Source organism: Acidobacteriota bacterium (assembly GCA_022340665.1).
Classification (GTDB): Bacteria; Acidobacteriota; Thermoanaerobaculia; order Thermoanaerobaculales; family Sulfomarinibacteraceae; genus Sulfomarinibacter.
The window spans coordinates 12775-32101 of sequence record JAJDNM010000043.1 but is presented as its reverse complement, the minus strand read 5'-3'; the positions used below and the strand labels follow the sequence as shown (position 1 = coordinate 32101).

Here is a 19327-nt window from a genome sequence, read left to right as displayed (position 1 = left end):
TTCAAAGAGGATTTTCTCCTGTATGCGCTCTCAGGACCCTCTGTGGCTTTGTGTTTTAGCTTATGCCCCGAGAATGCGAGAGACGTCGCTGAAGTACTCGTCGAGGCCGGCGTCGACGAAGAAACGCCCGGTTCCGGGTGGCAGACCGACCTCTCCACGGTTGACAACCACCACGTTACCGCCCGCGTGCTCCGGCAGAAAGGCCGCAGGGTAGACCACCAGCGATGAACCCAGGATTAGCAGGAGATCGCTGGAGGCGATCACCGAGGCGGCCTTCTCGAGATCCCGGACCGCTTCGCCGAAGAAGACGACGTCCGGCTTGATGACACCACCGCAGGTACAGCGGGGAACTTCGACCTGTCGCACCGCGTCCCTCATGAACGACAGGTCGAACTCCCGGGCGCAATCGAGACAGTGGCTGGTCCAATAGTCGCCGTGGACCGAAATCACCTTTTTCGAGCCTGCCATCTGGTGGAGCGAGTCGATGTTCTGGGTGACCACCGTGCCAAGTCTGCCTTGGGATTCGAGTTCCGCGACAAATCGATGGGTGAAGGTCGGCTCGGCTCCGTCGATGACGTCGAGAAAATCGCGTGTGAACTCGTAGAAGGGCGCAGGGTCGCGCCGGAACGCGGAGATCTCGAGGACCGTATCGGGGTCATACCGGCGGGTGATGTACAGACCCTGCGGCCCGCGGAAATCGGGAATGCCCGCGGCGGTAGAGATTCCGGCTCCGGTGAACGCGACGATCCTCTCCGATCTGCTGATGAGATCAGCGCAGGCGGCGGCGTCAAGAGTGGGCCTGTGGGACATGTGCTGCAACAGGTTAGCAGGACGGGACGCTGGATGCTGGATGTTGGATGCAACGAATTTGTAGTTACCACCAGCCGTTCAACAGGGGGATCCAGTATCTAGCATCCAGGATCGAGCATCCGGAGAGTTGGCAGCTCGAATTTCAAGAAACGAGGAAGGCTATAGTGGTGAAACCACATGCAAGAAATAGCACCCATACTCAACCGGCTTTCTATCGCCGTTCAATTCGCGATGGTGATGTGCCTCTTCGGCTACTTTGTGCTGCTGTGGCGAATCGTCACCCTCCGCGAGGTGAAATTGTGGACGTTGGCGTGGCTCGCAGACGCGACTGCGCTCGCAGCGGTTTTCATCCACTTCTACGCGTCGATGCCGCTGATCGGTCACCGATTGACGCTCGTCCTCTACCTCGCCGGCAAGGCCACGTTTGCGATCCTGATCGTCGCTGGAGCACGCCATCACCTGCGCCCCGGCGTCGAGCCTCGTGTTTCGCCTCGCGTCCTTACCCTCTTCATCACTGCCTGGAGCGTCGCCCTCGGGCTTCTGGTGCCCAATCTATGGCAGGGGCAGCTCGCCGAGAGCGCGCTTGTCGGCTTCGCCCTCACTGGCGGAGGGATCGTCGTTCTCAGGCATCCACGGTCGGTCGTCTCGCGATGGCTTGGATGGGCAATGTTGGTCGAGGGATGCCTGTTTTTGACCTCGGCTCTGCTGCTGCTACCCGGCCTCTGGGGAAACCGCGCGGGCTTCGTGTACTTCAACTACTCTTCGTTTCTAGATGCTCTGGCCGAGCTCGTTCTCGCCCTCGCCTGCATCGCCGTCATCGCCGACCGGAGAGAGGAACTCCTTCATTACGCCAACCGCGAGCTCATCGAGTCGCAACAGCGCTTGAGCCTCCTGGTCGACACCGATCCTCTCACCAATCTCTCCAACCGACGCACCCTCAGGAAGGTGATGCATTCGGTGATCGAAACCGGTGGAGCGCTCATATTCATCGATATCAACCATTTCAAGCGGGTGAACGATCTTTACGGACACCGTGTCGGTGACGCCACCCTGCAACGGCTCGCGAATCTCATCGTCGAGAATTTCCGTCCTGACGACAAGGTGATCCGCTGGGGGGGTGACGAGTTCCTGGTCGTTGCTCCAGGGATGGATCAAGCGAATGCACTGGTGCGGGTAGGCTCCATTCGCGAAGCCCTCATGCAACCGCCCGAAGAAGGACCTCTGTTCACGATCGCCGTGGGGATCGCCGACCTCGCGCCCGGAGGCGACCCGACCACTGCCCTCGAGAAGGCGGACCGTCGGATGTTCGCCGACAAGCGCGGCCGGTAGCTCCGCCCGCCCACCCCTAACGGCCCATCGGCTCGACGGCTCGACAGCATGACGGCTCGACGGCCGTACGGCCAGAATGTTTGGCAGCGTAGGCAGTAATTCCTGCGCGGCACATGAAAAGGCGAAAAGGGACAGAGGAGCGTCCCATGGTTCCCCTTTTCTCCTCTTCTCCTTCTCCCCTCTGCAACGCCTGTGTGGGCGGGAACGGTATCCTGTGTACATGTCCGACCGTTTTCATCCGATCTCGCTGGAGGTTCTTGCCAACTGGATTGCCGACGAGCTGGAGACGAAGGACTCGATCTTCGGTGTTCCTGCCTCGCTCTTTTTCAGACCTGATCCGCGGGACCCGTTTCAAACGACGGTGTATGGCCGGAGGCTCGAAACGCCACTCGGTGTTGCCGCAGGTCCCCACTCGCAACTCGCCCAGAATATCGTCGTTGCGTGGCTGTGCGGGGCGCGTTTCATCGAGCTCAAGACCGTCCAGACCCTCGACCGGATCGAGGTCTCGAAACCGTGTATCGACATGCAGGACGAGGGGTACAACATCGAGTGGTCCCAGGAGTTACGCGTCGAGGAGTCGTACGCCGAGTACCTCAAGGCATGGGTCCTGATCCACGCGCTTCACCGTCGGTTGGCGTTCCCCGGGGATCAACCGGGGCTGAACTTCAATCTTTCGGTCGGTTACGACCTCACCGGGATCGAGCAGGACAACATGCAGTGGTATCTCGACAAGGTCGAGGACGCGGGCGAAACCCTGCAAAAGGCCGTCGAACAGATCGTTGATCGCTTTCCTGAAGCGGCGAACATCGTGATCCCCTCTCGCCTGTCCGACAATGTCACCCTCTCCACGATGCACGGGTGCCCGCCCGACGAGATCGGCGCGATCTGCGACTATCTACTGCGACAACGCGGCCTCCACACCAGCGTCAAGCTCAATCCCACGCTTCTCGGGCCGGACCGCTTGCGTTCCATTCTGAACGACTGCCTTGGTTTCACTGACGTTTCGGTTCCGGCCAAAGTCTTCAAGCAAGACCTCGCGTATCCAGGCGCGATTTCGTTGCTCAAGAAGCTTTCAGATGCGGCAACCGCCCTCGATCTCGTGTTCGGGGTCAAGCTCACCAACACGCTTGCCGTCCACAACCACCGCTCCGTCTTCGATCCCGCGGAGGAAACGATGTACCTCTCGGGGCGCCCACTGCACGCCCTCACGGTCCAACTCGCCCGCAAGATTTCCGAGGATGTGACTCATCCGCTCATGATCTCGTTCTCCGGCGGCGCCGATTCCTCAAACATCCCTTCGCTGATCCGCTCCGGAATCAAGACGGTCACGGTATGCTCGGATCTGCTCCGTCCCGGCGGATATCTCCGTATCAACCACTACCTGCAACGCCTGCGCGAATCGATCACCGACTCTGGTGCTGAAGACATCGACGGGTTCGTGCTGGCCACCGCGGCTTCAACGGATCAGCCGGTCAGCGATGCTGCCGAGCGGAATCTCCGTCGCTATGCCGAATCAGTGCTGTCGGACCCGGCGTACCATCGCGACACCTTCGACAGGGCTCACACGAAGACGTCTCGGCCTCTCGGAAACTTCGATTGCATCGAGGCCCCGTGCACCGACGGCTGTGATATCGAACAAAGGGTTCCCGATTACATGCGATTGGTCGCCGCCGGAAGGATCGATGAGGCCGCCGAAATCACCCGCGCCGACAATCCCCTGGCCTCGATTCTCGGCCGCGCCTGCCACCATCCGTGCGAACGGGTGTGCCTGAGAACCCACATCGACCACCCGCTCGCAATACGCGAAATCAAGCGCTACATCACTGACCATGAAGGGGCTCCGGAATTGCCTCGAGCGCAACCTGAGGTGCCGTTTCGGGTTGCTATCATCGGCGCCGGTCCGTGTGGGATCGGTGCTGCAACCTTTCTCGCCCGAACCGGAATCGCAGTCACCATCTTCGAGGGACGGCCCGCGAGTGGCGGCATGGTGTCCGCGACCATCCCCGAATACCGCGCCGCACAGAGAGCGATCGAACGAGATCTGGAATTCCTGCGTGCACTCGGAGTCGAGGTCCATCATAACCTCGAGATCGGTCGGGACGTCTCGCTGGACTCCCTTCGCAGCAAGCCATACGACGCGATCGTGGTCGCGGTCGGCGCCCGCCACGGCCTCCGCCTCGGGATCGATGGCGACGACAGCGACGGAGTCCTAGACGGGCTCGACTTCCTGCGCGCGTCCCGAATCTGTGCACCGCCCGACCTTGGTCGGCGGGTCGGCGTCATCGGCGGCGGAGACGTTGCCATGGACTGCGCACGTACCGCCTGTCGCCTGATCGACGGCGAGGTCACCGTCTTCTATCGCCGAACGCGTGCCGAGATGCCCGCCCAGAAAGAAGAGCTGCTCGATCTGCTCGCCGAAGGCGGCACCCTCGAGGAGCTTGTCGCACCGAGCCGCGTTATCACGGCGGACGGGCGGCTGATCGCGGTCGAGATGATGACCATGCGCCTCGGGCCCCCGGATCAATCCGGCCGGCTCTCGCCCGAATCAGTTCCAGGGACCGAGCGTCAGATCGAGCTCGACAACCTGATTGTGGCGATTGGCCAGCGGCCGGATCTTTCCCTCTTCGGCGACGCCGAGGTCGAGCTGAACGTCAGCGGTTATCTCGCGGTTGATCCTGAAACGCTCGAGACCTCCATCCCCGGCGTCTACGCGGGTGGCGACATCATCGGTCCCGGTCCATCGAATATCGTCAAGGCCTGCAGCGACGGCCGAACGATCGCCGAGGCGATCATCGCGAGACGACGGGGATCCGGCGCGATTCACCCCGCGCCCTCACCCTGGCCGGAGTTCGACCGGCCCGGATTGCTGCGTCGGAGAGCCACGGTCGCGCCCCGCGTCGCGATCCCGCATCTGGCGCCCGATCACCGGACCGGGTTTGCCGAGGTCGTCCAGACCCTCTCTCCCCCGGACGCCGAAAGAGAAGCGTCGCGCTGTCTCGACTGCGACCTCATGTGCTCGACCTGCGACTCGGTCTGCCCGAATCGGGCAATCCTCACCTATCTCGTGAAACCGCAAGAAATTGGCATCCCGGTTTCAGACAACGAAGTCTTGAACACAGCTTTGTTTCGAGTTGAGCAGGGGCCTCAGGTCGCGGTCTTGGCCGATGCGTGCAACGAGTGCGGCAACTGCGTCACCTTCTGTCCCACCTCCGGCCGGCCCTGGAAGGACAAACCCCGTCTCTTCCTGAATCGCGAGGATTTCAACACCCAGGACAACAATGCTTTCATGTTTATTCGAGTTGGAGATGCCCGCGGCCTGCAGGCGAGATTCGCGGGCGCAACCCACCAGCTGCTGGAGGCCAACGGATCGCTTCGCTACACCTCGCCTGTGGCCGACGTCACCATGGAACCCGCCACTCTCGAGGTGTACGAATGTACGGTCCGCGATCGGACCACCGACGCTCCCGCGCTGGAACCGGATCAACTCGGCACTATGGTCGTCCTCCACCGCTCGTTCGCCGCATCGATGCCCGAATTTCCGCTTGTGGAAGCCGATCCGGCGTGGCTGGTGGCGACACCCGGTGAGGAATGATGCGGGTTAGACTGTTCCCGACATGCGAACGCGCTATATCAACCTGAGGATTCCGTCGGGCGGCAACAACACCGACCCGGTCGAGCTGGTGGTGGAAGATGGACGCTTCGAGGAGGTCCTTCCCGCCGGGTCCGAGACTGCGGCGACCGAAGAGCAGTGGGTCGACCTCGACGGCGCGCTCGTGCTTCCGGGAGCTATCGATGGGCACGTGCACTTCAACGATCCCGGGTTCACGGAGCGCGAGGACTTCGCCAGCGGCACGGCGGCGGCCGCGGCCGGTGGTGTCACCTGTGTTGTCGACATGCCGTGCACCTCCCTCCCCCCAGTCGTCACCCATGCCGCGCTCGAGAACAAGCTGCAAGTCATCGGACAGAAGGCCCATGTCGACTACATGCTGTGGGGCGGGGTTTCGGGCAACGCGATGACTGATCCGCAGTGGCGCACCCACCTTGTCGACATCGTTGATGCCGGGGTTGCCGCAATCAAGATCTACATGCTCTCTGGCATGGACACCTTTCGCCATCTGACGAGCTCCGAGATCCGAGAGGTGCTGAGCCGAACGCGCAAGCTCGGGATACCGGTCGGCGTGCACGCCGAAGACCCAACGATCGTCAACGAACTCACGGAACGGGCGAAGCAGCGTGGCGACGATTCACCGGCCGCCTACGCCGCCAGTCGTCCTGCAGCGGCAGAGGCGTCGGCGGTCCTGGCGGCGGTGGATGCTGTTCGAGACACCGGAGCCAGAGTCCACATCGTCCACCTCGCGTCGGGCGAGGCGCTCGACGCCGTCAGCGCCGCACGTCTCGAGGATCTGCCGATTTCCGCCGAAACCTGTCCCCATTTTCTCCAGTTCACGACCGAGGACCTCGTTCAAATGGGATCGGTGCTCAAAACGGCCCCTGTCGTCAAGGCCGAGTCGGACCGTCAGCGGCTGTGGCAGGGTCTCGCCTTCGGTGAGCTCGCGTTCGTCACGACCGATCATGCCGCCGGCCGCTGGCCGGCGGAGAAACAGACCGGTTCGATCTGGACCGACTACGGCGGCGTGCCCGGCGTCGAGCTCCTCCTCCCCTATCTCTACTCCCAAGGGGTTGCGGCCGGTCGGATCACCCTCCAACGCATGACCGAGCTCCTGTCCTCCGAGCCGGCGCGCTTCTTCGGCATCGACCATCGTAAGGGGTGGCTGCGACCCGGCTGCGACGCCGACTTCGTGGTCTTCGACGAAGCTGCCAGATGGACGGTTCGCGCGGATGATCTCCATAACCTCAACCGCTACACGCCCCTCGATGGATTCGAGTTGAACGGACGGGTACGAGCCACCTACGTGCGCGGTCAGAGTGTCTTCGAGCGTCGACCGGAAGGGACCGAGTTCTTCGGCCCCGCCGGCACCGGCGAGTGGGTACGGAGGGGAGTTGCGTGAACGAAACCGGAGAGCCCATCCAACTGCTGCACAACGGGACAGTCATGACCGGAGGAGAGTCTCCCCAGGTGTGGGCAGACGGCGCGGTGGCCTGGTCGAAAACACACGTCGTCGCGGTCGGACCGGAAGCCGAGATTCGCGAAAAGTACCCTGACGCGACCCTCATCGATGCCCACGGCGGGTTGGTGATGCCGGGCCTCATCAACCTCCATCATCATCTCTACTCGGCACTCGCCCGCGGCCTGGCCCCGAGTGGCGTCCCGCAAAATTTTGGTCAGATTCTCGAACAGCTCTGGTGGCGGGTGGACCGAGCTCTCACACCGAAGACGGTACGCCTCTCGGCACTGCTCGGGGCCGCCCAGTGCATTCGATGGGGCTGCACGACGTTGTTCGACCATCACGCCTCACCGTCATGCATTCGAGGAAGTCTCGACACCATCGCGGAGGCCATCGACGAAGCCGGCCTCTCGGCCGTCCTGTGCTATGAGGTCACGGACCGTAACGGCCACGAAGGTGCGATTGCGGGGCTGGTCGAAAATCTTCGTTTCATCGACAGCCACAGCAAACACCACCGAATTCGTGGCACCCTCGGGCTGCACGCAAGCTTCACCGTCACTGATGAGACCCTGGATGAGGCAGCGACCCGGCGCCCTTCCGACGCGGGCTGTCATATACACGTGGCCGAAGATCCGATCGACCTGCAGACATCAGAGAAGGCTTACGGAGCTCTCCCCCTCGCTCGCCTCGAAGAACGGGGCTTTCTGGACGAACGCGCGCTGCTCATCCACGGCGTTCATCTCGACGCGGAAGGGCGCGCGACGGTGGCCAACAACAACTCGGTCCTTGTCCACTGTCCGGAGTCCAATGCCAACAACGGAGTCGGGTGGCTGGATGTCGAGCGAGCGGCGTCCGACGGCTGCACCGTCGGCCTCGGTACCGACGGCATGTCCTCTTCGGTGCTGCGGGCGTTGCGGGCTGCGTTCCTGGTGCAGCGCGCCGGCCGCGGGGACCCTACAGTCGGATTCTCCGCCCACCCCGGACTGCTCAACACCAACGCATTGGTCGCGCGACGGTTCTTCGACGAACCATTGCTCGGCGAACTCCGGCCGGGAGCACCGGCCGACATCTGTGTTATCGGCGATCCGCCGCCGACACCGATCAGTCCGGACAACGTGTTTGCACAGATGGTCTACGGAGCGTCCGAAACGCCCGTGCGCCACACTATTGCAGGGGGACGCATGCTGCTCGAGGACTTCCAGCACACGACGCTCGACCCCATCGCCATCGCGGAGGCGGCACGTACCGAAGCGTTCGGTCTTTGGGAGAGGTTTTACGAGCTGAGCTAGACGCCGAATCTCTCAACCAGGGCTTCACGGATCAGCGACAGCCCGGCAATCAGCACACGCTTCTCGGCCCCGACGCCGACCCGGAAGTAGTGGTCCATGCCGTAGCAGTCGCCAGCCAAAATGAAGACGCTCTTTTCGGTTCGCAGCCAGTCCGCCAGCTCCGTCGAGTTGATGTCCAGATCGTAGTGCATGAACGCCATCCCGCCCGCCTTGGGGGGAATGAACCGAAAGAGATCATCGTAGTCAGCCAGCCAATCGCTCAGCACCTGAAGATTGCTTCGCAGCATCGAACGGTTGCGCTCGAGAATACTCCGTCTCACATTCGGACTCAGGGCAATCTCGCCGATTCGATGGCTGAGGATCCCGGCGGTGATCGAGGTGTAGTCGCGGTAGGCCCAGCAATCGGCGATCACCGCCGCCGACCCCACCAACCACCCCAACCGCAGCCCCGGGAGGGCGTAGGCCTTCGACAGGCCGCCGCACGCCATCGCGCGTTCGTACATTCCCGTGAAGCTCGGAATCTCGACGCCGTCCAGTTCCGCCCCTCGATACACCTCGTCGGAGTAAACCCAGGCGCCAACCGATTCGGCAATGTCGACGATCTCTGCCATTTCTGCTGTCGAAAGGGTGTAGCCGGTCGGATTGTTCGGGTTGCAGATCGCGATCATTTTGGTCTTGTCGTTGACCAGTGCGCGAAGCTCGCCGATATCCGGCGCCCACCGGTTCTCCTCGCGCAGGTGGAAGGCCCGGGGAATCGCACCTATCTCCTCGGCGATGCCCCAGATCTGCATGTAGTTCGGGATCATCATCACCACCTCGTCTCCGGCCTCGAGCAGGGTATGGCAGACAACGAAATTCGCCTCCGACGAGCCGGCGGTGACCAGTACATTGTCAATGTTCTGCCCGTCGTAGAGGGCTGCAATCCGCTCGCGGAGCGGTACGGAGCCATTGGTCTGGCCGTAGCCGAGGACGGTGCTCGTGAGTTCGCGGATCTGGTCAGGCGTCAACAGTTCCTCGAGCGTCAACGGGTGGAAGCCGCTCTCGGTGAGGTTGTACTCGACTGTGTTCTCATACAGCGATTGCACGCGCTCGAGCTCGAAGATGGGGATCTTCATGTTCTCTCCCCGTTGCCCGGTCGACCGTTCGAACCCAGCACGAAGGCCAGCGCTTTTTCGTCGACACGGCCACCGGACAGTATCAGGGCGATTCTTCGCCCGGCAAACCGGTGCACATTTTTGAGCACCGCCGCTAGGCCCAGCGCCGCCGCGCCCTCGACGGTCAGTCCTTCTTGCTGGTGGAGCCAGCGCATCGCATCGATGATCTCCCCCTCCTCGAGTAGGATGAAATCATCGACGTACCGTCGACAAAGCTCGAAGGTGATGGCTCCATCCTCGATACCGCCAGCCGTGCCGTCGGAGATCGTCGGCACGCTTTCGATGTCGAGAATCTCACCGGCTTCGATCGACTCGTACATGACGCACGAATTCACAGGTTGGCAGCCGATCACCTCGATCGACGAATCCGCCGCCTTCAGGTAGCCGGCGACTCCCGAGATCAGGCCACCACCCCCGACCGGCGCGAGCACCGCGTCGACCGTGCCCAGCTGCTGGAGAAGCTCGACGCCGATGGTGCCCTGCCCTTCCACCACCCGGGGATCGTTGTACGGCGAAATCCACACGTGACCATGATCCCTCGCGAAGGCGGCCGCGGACGCTTCGGCCTCGACGCAGTCCTTGCCCACCAGCTCGAACGGTATTCCGGTCGATCGGATGTTCTCGATCTTGGTTTCCGTCGCGATCCTCGGCATGAAGAGCTTGCCTTCGAGGCTGAAGAACTCCAGCGCGTGCGCGAACGCCGCGCCGTGATTTCCGGTGGATGCTGTGACCAGGAGCTTGTGTGACTCATCTTCGGAAAGCGAGAGGATCTTGTTGATCACGCCACGCAGCTTGAACGATCCGCTGTGTTGGAGATTTTCGAGCTTGAGATACACCTCTCCACCTAACGCTTCGCTAAGGGTGACAGCCAGGCGACACTCGGTGCGGCGAATGTAGGGAACGATTCTCCGGTGGGCCTTTTCAATCGAATCCATCATCGCGGGACCCGGTAGAGAGCTCAAACCGAATGATCTCCTTGACGCTCGTCCAGAAAAAATCCCGGGACGATCTGTCCCGGGATTCTTGAACGGAATTTCCTTGGTACGGCTCAGTCCTTTGCCACTTCAAACAGCGACTTGAGAGAGACCACCAGGACTGCAGCTGCAATGAAGACGACCAGGTTTGCAACCACCTTCGTCACCGCAACGCCAATCAGCGGGAGGGTGAGCACCGACGACGCAGAGAGCATCAATCCGATGGCAGCGAGGAGAAACGTCCTTGTTTCGACCGCCGTGATATTCATGAAGCCCACGACGATCCCGAGAACCGCCAGCACCCAGTACATCCAGGGCTCGGCAATCACCAAGCCAGCCACCACGCAGATCACGAAACCGATGATGAACGCCCACCTACCGATATTGACCATGACTCCTCCTCCAGAATAGATTTTCGATGGTAACCCGCATTATTCGTGAGGGCCCCACTGCGGCCGACGATGCGCGCCACTCGGCAGTGTTTGCTCGCCTCGGGGTACGCGACGTACCGTCAAGTACGCCTCCGCGCCCCTCCGATCGCAAACCCCATTGAGCATTTCACCTCGCCGCCCCCGTAACGAAACCCCATGAATAATGCGGGTTGAACCTCTGCGCCATGATAACCGGGAATCGGCAAGTATCAGCGCAATAAAAAAATTGCCGCCTCGCGGGATGGCCCGAGCGGCGGCAATCCAGCCATTAGCGTGCGTCTTGACCTTAATCGGTCAGTTTCTTCAGAATCCCCTCGAACTCGGCCCACTGGTCCTTCGCCCAGTCAGAAACAGAGCGTACCTGTTCGCCGGCTTTGGCCATCGCGTAGTAGCCCTCGACCCTGTTCCAGTCAACCACGTTCCACCACGCTTCGATGTAGTCGGGGCGACGATTCTGATAATTCAGGTAGTAGGCGTGCTCCCACACGTCGAGTCCCAGAATGGGAATCATCTCGCCGGTGGAGATCGGATTGTCCTGATTGGCCGATTTCGTCACCGCCAGGGTGCCGTCGGGCTTCACACCAAGCCATGCCCAACCGCTTCCGAAAACAGTCGCCGCGGCCTTAGTGAAATCAGCCTTAAATGCATCGAAGGAACCGAACGACCTGTTGACGCCTTCCGACAGGCCTCCTGAAGGCGCGCCTCCGCCGTTCGGGCTCATGACCGTCCAGAACAGCGTGTGGTTCACGTGCCCACCACCGTGGTTTCGCACCGCGGAGCGAATCCCCTCCGGAATCGATTCCAGATCCATCACCAGCTCGAGGGCAGTCCTGCCCGCGAGGTCCGATTGCCCTTCGAGCGCTTTGTTGAGGTTGGTCACGTAGGCCTGGTGGTGTTTTCCGTGGTGAATTTCCATCGTCCGTGCGTCGATATGCGGCTCGAGCGCACTCGGGTCGAATGGCAAATCGGGCAATGTGAAGGTCATAAGGGTCTCCTTGTCGCGATTTTCTTGAATCGAGTCGCAGTCGCAACTCTTGATGTATGCAACGCTGAAGCCGGCCTCGCGATTCCCGGCCCGCTGAATTCAGATCTCGAGCAGCACGCGGAGCGCCTCCCCTAGCATCTCGTACTGCTCTGGGCGGTTGTAGAGCTGTGCCGAAATTCGAATCACGCGGTTGGGTGGTGACGGCCACGAGATCACCGGCACCTCGATTCGAAAATCGGTGAACAGGCGTTCCTGCAACCGATCGAATGGGAATAGCTCGTTGACCGAGCCGTCGTCACCCGCCGGCAAGGGAAGGGATGCGAGGCTTCCGATCATCGATTCCTGACATGGTGGGTCGATACCGAGCGTCTCGCACAGCGATTCGCGACCCTTTAGAACGAGCTTTCGGTTACGACGCAGTACGGCCTCCCACCCCCCCTCGACCATCGACTCCATTTCGCGCAACGCCGACGGCACCGCAAGCCAGGCACTCGGGTCGCGCGTGCCGGTCCAGTCATGCTCCAGGTGGAAACGGGATCTGGTTTCGGCTCCAGCGTTGGCGCCGTGGCTGATGACCAGTGGTCTGAGACCTTCGACGAGATCGGCCCGCACATAGAGGAATGCCGCCCCCTTCGGTGCGCACAGCCATTTGTGACAGTTTCCGGTGTAGTAGGCCGCACCCAGGGCATCCAGGTCGAGGCTCACCATCCCCGGTGCGTGGGCGCCGTCGACCAACACATCGACACCTTTCCCCTGTACCTCACGGACCAGCCGACCGATCGGCAGCACGAGGCCGGTCTGGCTCGTCACGTGATCGACCAACAGCAGCCTCGTCCTTTCCGAGATCCCATCCAGAATCCTCTCCACCACCTCGTCTTCGCTCGCCAGCGGAAAGGGGATCCGCACGACGAGGACTCGCGCCCCGGCGCGCTCTGCGGCTGCGTTGATCGCGTTGCGGCAGGCGTTGTACTCGTGGTCCGTGACCAGCAGCTCTTCACCCTCCTGCAGCCGGATGTTGTTGAGGACGGTGTTGACACCGGTTGTGGCATTCGTCAGGAATGCGAGGCCGTCGGTCGTCGCTCCGAGGAACTCGCCAAGGACAGCTCGCGCGCGGTCGAGCTCGTCGAGGTAATGGTGATCGAAGAACTGGAGCGGCTCGGTCTCAATCCGGTGGCGAATCCGCGCCTGTTCCTCGAGCACCGCGATGGGCGTCGCCCCGAACGACCCGTGGTTGAGGAAAATCACGTCCGGATCGAGCATCCAGCGTTGCGCGAGCTCAGATTCCGTGAGAATTTCAGCCATATCAGTTCAGCTCCAACATCGGTCCCCACTCCGCGGTTTCCATCCTCGATGCCATCGGTGAGGGTGCCCGACAGCGATCCACATCATAGAGTATGGGAGGAACGGTATGATGGGCGACCAGAGCATCAAAGCGCCGGGCCCCGAGGGGAGGCACCATGGTCAACGCAATCGTTCTTCTCAAGCTGAAACGCGACAGAATCAACCAGGTGGCGGAGGAACTCGCTGACTTGGAAGGGATCTCGGAGGTCTACTCGGTTGCCGGCCAGTACGACCTTGTAGCGATCATTCGGGCTCGCGACGACGCCCACATCGCGAGGCTCGTCACCGAGGAGTTGCTGCAGGCCGAAGGAGTCGAATCCTCTGAAACTCTGATCGCATTTCGGACCTACTCTCGCCACGATCTCGATGGCATGTTTTCGGTCGGCCTCGACTGAGAGATCCGCCACGATCAGCGCGCGAGGATGCCGAAAATTGCTTCCCGAATCACGCGGAACCCCGGGTGGGAAGGATCCACCAGCTCGAAATGACCGGCACCGGCGATCTCGGTGACCACCACCGTCTCACCCATCCGCCGCGCCGCATCGGCAAACGATCGCGCCTGACTCGAGGGCACGATCGTGTCGCGATCACCAATGACCAACGTCGTGTCGACCCCTAGAGGCAACATCTCCACCGGCGAGGAGCGTCGCAGCAGTTGCAGCGGAAAAGGGGGATCTCCGCCAAGCAGACCCGGCACCGCCGATCCGCAGCCGTCCGGGGATGTGTATGACGCAAGATCCGGGATTCCGGCCTGTGTAACGACACCGCTCAGCCTGATTGGCAAACTCCCACGAAGCGGATCGTCCCTCTCCAACCCGGCGCGGCCTGCGAGCCACAGGGCCAGGTGTCCACCAGCCGAATGGCCGACCGCAGCGACTCGATCGAGATCGAGATCGTACTGTGGCGCAATTTCTCGCAGGTGGTCCGCGGCCCGCCCGACGTCGACGAATGTCCCTGGCCAGCCACCTCCCTGGTCCCCCACCCGCCGGTACTCGATGCTCCAGGTAGCGGCTCCGGCTGCGGCCAGGGCGTCGGAAAAGGCGGACATGTAATCGAGACCGTACTCGGCCAGCCAGCAGCCGCCGTGGATCACGATCACCACCGGGTGCGGTCCGAGTGTTGGCGGCAGCCGCAGCTCGCCAAACTGTGACGGTTCATTGCCGTAGCGGAGTCGATGATCCGCTGCGGGATGCGGCAGAGCACCCAACTCAGCTGCTGTCATCACGGGCTGATCGTCACCCATGGCGCCCACGCAGGCGGTCGCGATCGACAGGAGGACAATTGGGACGCCCCACACCTCATGTCACCTTGGATGGTTTCTGAAAAGCGGCATCCTTCCACCTCTCGGAGCCCATGATTTCACGCAGGGCCGACACCGAATCCCACACGTCGACGAAGCGTACGTAGGCTGGAGCGAAACCGAAGCGGAGGAGATCCGGCACCCTGAAATCGCCAATCACGCCCGCCGCTCGCAACGCCTGCATGATCGGATACCCGTCCGGGTGTCGAAGAGAGACCTGGCTCCCGCGAAGATGTGATTCGCGCGGCGTGACGATCTCGAGGTCATATTCCCTGCAGTCCCTCTCCACCAGGTTGATGAAACATTCTGTCAGTGCCACTGACTTCGCCCGCAACCTTTCGACGCCAATCTCGGACACTCCGGCCACCCCGCACTCGAGGGCAACCAGGCTGAGAATCGGAGGCGTGCCGACGCGCAGCCTGCCAACCCCGCCCGCCGGGCGGTAGGCCGAATCGAACTCGAAGGGCGCGTCGTGGCCCATCCAGCCCCACAACGGGGAATTCAGCCGTGGGTGATGGCGTCGCGCAACAAATGCGAATGCTGGCGCCCCAGGTCCGCCGTTGAGGTACTTGTAGCCGCAACCCACGGCGAGATCCGCCTCGTTGCCCGTGAGATCGACCGGCATCGCGCCAGCGGAGTGCGCCAGGTCCCAGAGAACCAGTGCACCGGCCCCGTGTACCGCCGCGGTCAACTCCTGCATGTCGTGCCTCTCACCGGTACGGAAATCGACGTGGGTGAGCATCAGAACCGCGACTGTGTCATCCAGGGCCGACGCGATCTCCGACCGCCCCACCATCCGCAGGGTCGTCCCGTTGCCGAGCAGATTTGCCAATCCCTGAGCGATGTAGAGGTCGGTTCCGAAATTCCCCTTTTCCGAAAGGATGGTCCGTCTTCCGGGCCGCAGGCGCAACGCCGCACCGAGCAGCTTGAAGATGTTCACCGACGTCGAGTCGGCGACTGCGATCTCGTCCGCCCCGGCGCCGATCAGACCCGCGATCGCGTCGGCAACGCGCTCCGGCAGATCGATCCAGTCGTGTCGGGTCCAACTCTCGACAAGGTGGGCACCCCACTCGCCCTCCAGCACCTCATTGACTCTCGCGATCGTGCCGTGCATCGGCGGGCCGAGAGAATTGCCATCCAGGTAGACGATGCCCTCCGGCAAAATGAAGCGGTCGCGAAACTCCAACAGCGGGTCATCCGCGTCGAGCTGAACGGCTTCGCTTCGAGAGGAGGGAGCGTACCCATCACTCATGCCACGAACCCGCCGCCGCTTTCGCTTCCAGCCATCACCACCTCACGGTAACACCGACGCGTTTTGTTTAGGAGCCTCCTACCGCGGAGGGCGATGCACCGCACCAGGAGTCTTCATCGCGTGAATCTCGTCTCCGTCCTCGGTCGGACAGCGTTGACCCGGCTGCCTGATGCACCTCGGAGAAGGCGGCCGTATCTGATGCCACGTATGTGGAAACTGAATTCCAGTCAATTCCAGCCATCAATCCTCCTCGTCCGACAGATCCTCCAGCCGATCACGCATCGACAGGAGTAGACTTCTCCGGATGGTCATTCGATCGTCCAACCTCCGCCGGGGTGTTCGCCATGGCCCGGAAGACAGGATTCAGGGGGATCCGCGAAAGTACCCGGATCGTTCAGTGATGGATCGAATCGGTTCGATGATTTTTACCGACGGTCGTTTCGGGAGATCCCGAGCTCCTCGCGAACTCGACGAATTTCCGCTGCCCGACCTCCTCTCGCCCCGGGCCGAGGTCAATCCTGACCCGGAACGCCTGAAACACCTGCTCGATCTCGCCTTCCTCGGGCGCGCAAGCGCAGGAGAGATCGATCGCGAGCTCGATTCGATGGCGGCCGCGGAAACCCCCTGGCAGCCAGAGCATTTTGCAGATGACCTCTTCCTGACCGAGCTCGTATCTGCAAATCTCAATGTCGAGGTCTGCGGGCACCGATTCAAGACCCATGGCCCGTTCATCGAGCGGGTGCTCTCGGCTCCCTCCGGAGACCTGCAGACGATTCGCTACCGGCAGGCGATTCTCCGCGAACTCGAAGAACGGCCCGGGCTTGCGGAGTGCGTCGAAGGCCTGCTCTTTCGCCTCTACCGGATGTTGACCCTACTGCGCGCGTCGCGAGACGATGCGCGCCTCGAACCGCTGAAATTCCGGATGGACGTGCTGGCCGCGTTTCGCTCTGTGGTACACCACATGACGGACACCTTCGAGGGCTCCTCTTCAGGGCTGCAGAGAGTGTTCGACGCCGGAACCAGCATCCGCCAATCCGATGCGTTCGGCCGACTCGAAGCCCTGCTCGATCACCATCAGAAAATGGCGATGCTTGATCTCGAGGTTTTCCTCGGTGCAGACGGACGGGTGCGCCACCTCGAGATTCGCGGCCTCAGCGAGGCCAAGGGGAACCCCTACTATCGTCGGCCCCTGAGGCGTTGGTGGGACCGCCTCCGGATCTTTTTTCGACGCTACAGCCTCGGGTCGGAGGAGATCGCCGAACGCCTCAGCATGGACGTGTGGCAGGACATCGCGCCGGCGGTCGTGCGCCTCATCCAGTTGATTTGCCACCTCGAGCTCTACATGGTGGCTCGCACGTTCGCTGCCAGCTCGAGATTTCGTGGGCTCGACGTCTGTCTCCCTTCAATCGGCTCACACACCGAGCTCGAGATCCGCGACCTGTTCAACCCGTTGCTCCTGATTCTGCCGGAATTGCCGGTGCCGACCGATCTGATAGTCAGAGGGGATCGCCCCATCAACCTCGTCACAGGACCGAACTCCGGCGGAAAGACCCGTCTCCTCCAGGCCGTTGGCATCGCCCAGGTCCTCGCCCACTGCGGGCTCTACGCTCCCTGTTCGGCGGCACGGATCCCGCTCGTCGCCGGCCTCTTCGCGTCGATCGTCGAGCTCGATCGCGCCGATCAGGCCGAGGGCCGCCTTGGCACCGAGCTCATGCGCTTGCGGAATCTCTTCGAGAACGTGCCCGCCGGCTCCCTGGTTCTCCTTGACGAGCTGTGTTCTGGCACCAATCCCTCCGAAGCGATCGAGATCGTTGACATGGTCCTACGACTCCTCAGGCAGATCCGTCCATTCGCGCTCGTGACCACCCATTTTCTCGACTTTGCCGACCAACTTCAGCACCGAAACGCTTCGGCCGGCATCGCGTTTCTCCAGGCAGAGGTCGATGAAGAGAGCGGACCCACCTTTCGATTCATCCCCGGCGTCGCCAGCACCTCGCTCGCTGTCGGAACCGCGCGCCGCCTGGGGGTGACTTTCGAGGAACTGGAACGCATACTCGAGAAGCGACTCGACCGCGTCCCGTCATCAGAGGAGATCGATGAGCTGCCGCGCTGCGATGGCAGCGAATAGGACCAGCGCCAGCATCAGCGTCGCGAGCGCAACCGGGCCGTTCCTCAGCTCTCCGACCAGTTTTTGTCTCGAATTCAAAAACAACAGGGTTCCCGCGAGCAGCGGCATGAAAAGACCACCAGTCAGGGTGTAAACCTTGATCACCCACATCGGACGATCGAGGAAGAGCAGCATCATCGGCGGCACCGCGATGTAGAGCAAAAAGCCGCGGTAGGCGGCACCGGACGTTTCCACCTCGGAGCCAAACCGCCCGCGAAGGGCATCCAGGTAGTCCGCGAAGAGATACGGTACGCCGTTCCAGACGCCGAGGGTAGAGGTGAAGACCGCGCCCCACACGCCGACCAGAAACACCGAAGACGCGACGCTTCCCGTGACACCACCGAAGCGCGACGAGGCCGCCTCCCGCACCGCGTTTCCGCAGGCCACAAGGCCCTCGCTCCCTGGCGGCAGACCCCCTGCACCACCGAGAACGGCGGCGGCGAGAAGCAACATCGCGATCCCGAAAAGCCCGGTCAACGCGTAGCCCAGGGTTAGATCGAGGCGCACGCCGGCGACCCGTGCCTGGCCCTCCCACCCTCTCTCCCTGATCCAGTAGCCATAGGCAAGCAAGGTCACGCTGCCGCCCACGCCACCCATCAAACTCAACGCGGCTCCGGCCGAACCGCTGGGAAGGGTTGGAACAAGGCCGTGGAGGACCGAGACGAGATCCGGTCCTACGATGAGCACACTCGCCAGCAACGTGATCGTCATCAGGCCGATCAGGATCTTCATGGTGTTTTCGAAGACGGCGTACCGCCCGAGGACGACCAGCAGCAGGGCCGCGATCGAATGGACTATTGCCCAGCTACGGATGCTGAACAGGGGCCACAGCGCGTGCGCAGCCACCCCGCAGGCGCTCATCAGGCCCCCGGCCACGATGAAGCTCCACAGCACGAGGTAGGCGAGAAAGTAAATCTTGAACGGCCAGCCGAGATACCGGCACCAGCCCTCGAGCAGCGTCGTGTTGGTGGCGAGCTGCCATCTCGCCACCCCCTCGTTGAGGCCGAGCTTGAGGGCCGCTCCGACGACCACCACCCACGTCAGTGCGGTGCCGAAGTCCGCACCGGCGAGCATCGCCGCCAGCAGGTCGCCGGCACCCACGCCCGTAGCGGCAATGGCGATGCCTGGCCCGACCGTACGCAGGATGCCTCGAAATGAGCTGTTCGCCGACGCCACCACGCCGTCAGGATAGCGCGAGCCTCCCCGATTTCCCGATGGAAGATTTTCGG

At 62.3% G+C, this 19327-nt stretch carries 14 protein-coding genes and 1 pseudogene; 6 read left to right on the top strand and 9 right to left on the bottom strand.

The window, feature by feature from the left end:
• Positions 1-60: 60 nt before the first annotated feature.
• Positions 61-810: a Sir2 family NAD-dependent protein deacetylase gene (locus tag LJE93_05945; protein ID MCG6948440.1), complete on the bottom strand. Its 750-nt coding sequence runs from the start codon at positions 808-810 to the stop codon at positions 61-63.
• A gap of 177 nt (positions 811-987) precedes the next feature.
• Between LJE93_05945 and LJE93_05940 the strand changes: the two genes are divergently transcribed.
• From LJE93_05940 to LJE93_05925, 4 genes are all read left to right on the top strand, one after another.
• On the top strand, positions 988-2139 hold the full coding sequence (locus LJE93_05940) for a GGDEF domain-containing protein (protein MCG6948439.1): 1152 nt from the start codon (positions 988-990) through the stop codon (positions 2137-2139).
• A 220-nt stretch (positions 2140-2359) separates the two neighbouring features.
• Complete coding sequence (gene ygfK, locus LJE93_05935) at positions 2360-5731, top strand: putative selenate reductase subunit YgfK (GenBank protein ID MCG6948438.1); 3372 nt, start codon at positions 2360-2362, stop codon at positions 5729-5731.
• 22 nt (positions 5732-5753) lie between these two features.
• Complete coding sequence (gene allB / locus LJE93_05930) at positions 5754-7148, top strand: allantoinase AllB (GenBank protein MCG6948437.1); 1395 nt, start codon at positions 5754-5756, stop codon at positions 7146-7148.
• A complete protein-coding gene (locus tag LJE93_05925) occupies positions 7145-8494 on the top strand; it encodes an amidohydrolase family protein (protein ID MCG6948436.1) in 1350 nt (449 codons plus the stop codon). The genes allB and LJE93_05925 overlap by 4 nt, the downstream gene beginning before the upstream one ends.
• On the opposite strand, the gene LJE93_05920 is transcribed toward LJE93_05925, so the two are convergent.
• From LJE93_05920 to LJE93_05900, 5 genes and pseudogenes are all read right to left on the bottom strand, one after another.
• The gene (locus LJE93_05920) at positions 8491-9609 is read right to left on the bottom strand and encodes an aminotransferase class I/II-fold pyridoxal phosphate-dependent enzyme (GenBank protein MCG6948435.1); all 1119 of its coding nucleotides are present in this window, start codon (positions 9607-9609) and stop codon (positions 8491-8493) included. The genes LJE93_05925 and LJE93_05920 overlap by 4 nt on opposite strands.
• Positions 9606-10586, bottom strand: a complete 981-nt coding sequence (locus LJE93_05915; protein ID MCG6948434.1) for a threonine/serine dehydratase — start codon at positions 10584-10586, stop codon at positions 9606-9608. The genes LJE93_05920 and LJE93_05915 overlap by 4 nt, the downstream gene beginning before the upstream one ends.
• Before the next feature lie 110 nt (positions 10587-10696).
• Positions 10697-11014, bottom strand: coding sequence for a hypothetical protein (locus tag LJE93_05910; protein ID MCG6948433.1), 318 nt, complete (start codon positions 11012-11014; stop codon positions 10697-10699).
• Between the two features lie 412 nt (positions 11015-11426).
• Positions 11427-12038: pseudogene (locus LJE93_05905) on the bottom strand (superoxide dismutase).
• A 99-nt stretch (positions 12039-12137) separates the two neighbouring features.
• Positions 12138-13340, bottom strand: coding sequence for an aminotransferase class V-fold PLP-dependent enzyme (locus LJE93_05900; GenBank protein MCG6948432.1), 1203 nt, complete (start codon positions 13338-13340; stop codon positions 12138-12140).
• Positions 13341-13495: 155 nt separating this feature from the next.
• Between LJE93_05900 and LJE93_05895 the strand changes: the two genes are divergently transcribed.
• On the top strand, positions 13496-13774 hold the full coding sequence (locus tag LJE93_05895; GenBank protein ID MCG6948431.1) for an Lrp/AsnC ligand binding domain-containing protein: 279 nt from the start codon (positions 13496-13498) through the stop codon (positions 13772-13774).
• Positions 13775-13788: 14 nt separating this feature from the next.
• Here LJE93_05895 and LJE93_05890 read toward each other — a convergent pair whose 3' ends face one another.
• Together LJE93_05890 and kynU are read right to left on the bottom strand one after the other, a co-directional pair.
• Complete coding sequence (locus tag LJE93_05890; GenBank protein MCG6948430.1) at positions 13789-14601, bottom strand: alpha/beta hydrolase; 813 nt, start codon at positions 14599-14601, stop codon at positions 13789-13791.
• 76 nt (positions 14602-14677) lie between these two features.
• Entirely contained in the window at positions 14678-15931 is a 1254-nt protein-coding gene (gene kynU / locus LJE93_05885) for a kynureninase (GenBank protein MCG6948429.1), read from the bottom strand.
• Between the two features lie 304 nt (positions 15932-16235).
• On the opposite strand from kynU, the gene LJE93_05880 reads away from it, so the two are divergent.
• On the top strand, positions 16236-18059 hold the full coding sequence (locus tag LJE93_05880; protein ID MCG6948428.1) for a DNA mismatch repair protein: 1824 nt from the start codon (positions 16236-16238) through the stop codon (positions 18057-18059).
• Here LJE93_05880 and LJE93_05875 read toward each other — a convergent pair.
• Complete coding sequence (locus LJE93_05875) at positions 18015-19277, bottom strand: Nramp family divalent metal transporter (protein MCG6948427.1); 1263 nt, start codon at positions 19275-19277, stop codon at positions 18015-18017. The genes LJE93_05880 and LJE93_05875 overlap by 45 nt on opposite strands.
• Between the last annotated feature and the right edge of the window lie 50 nt (positions 19278-19327).

Excerpts from the sequence above, each read along its gene's own strand:
- LJE93_05945 (MCG6948440.1), bottom strand. The coding sequence starts at position 810 with ATGTCCCACAGGCCCACTCTTGACGCCGCCGCCTGCGCTGATCTCATC.
- LJE93_05940 (MCG6948439.1), top strand. The coding sequence starts at position 988 with ATGCAAGAAATAGCACCCATACTCAACCGGCTTTCTATCGCCGTTCAA.
- ygfK (MCG6948438.1), top strand. The coding sequence starts at position 2,360 with ATGTCCGACCGTTTTCATCCGATCTCGCTGGAGGTTCTTGCCAACTGG.
- allB (MCG6948437.1), top strand. The coding sequence starts at position 5,754 with ATGCGAACGCGCTATATCAACCTGAGGATTCCGTCGGGCGGCAACAAC.
- LJE93_05920 (MCG6948435.1), bottom strand. The coding sequence starts at position 9,609 with ATGAAGATCCCCATCTTCGAGCTCGAGCGCGTGCAATCGCTGTATGAG.
- LJE93_05915 (MCG6948434.1), bottom strand. The coding sequence starts at position 10,586 with ATGATGGATTCGATTGAAAAGGCCCACCGGAGAATCGTTCCCTACATT.
- LJE93_05910 (MCG6948433.1), bottom strand. The coding sequence starts at position 11,014 with ATGGTCAATATCGGTAGGTGGGCGTTCATCATCGGTTTCGTGATCTGC.
- LJE93_05900 (MCG6948432.1), bottom strand. The coding sequence starts at position 13,340 with ATGGCTGAAATTCTCACGGAATCTGAGCTCGCGCAACGCTGGATGCTC.
- LJE93_05895 (MCG6948431.1), top strand. The coding sequence starts at position 13,496 with ATGGTCAACGCAATCGTTCTTCTCAAGCTGAAACGCGACAGAATCAAC.
- LJE93_05890 (MCG6948430.1), bottom strand. The coding sequence starts at position 14,601 with ATGACAGCAGCTGAGTTGGGTGCTCTGCCGCATCCCGCAGCGGATCAT.
- kynU (MCG6948429.1), bottom strand. The coding sequence starts at position 15,931 with ATGAGTGATGGGTACGCTCCCTCCTCTCGAAGCGAAGCCGTTCAGCTC.
- LJE93_05880 (MCG6948428.1), top strand. The coding sequence starts at position 16,236 with ATGGTCATTCGATCGTCCAACCTCCGCCGGGGTGTTCGCCATGGCCCG.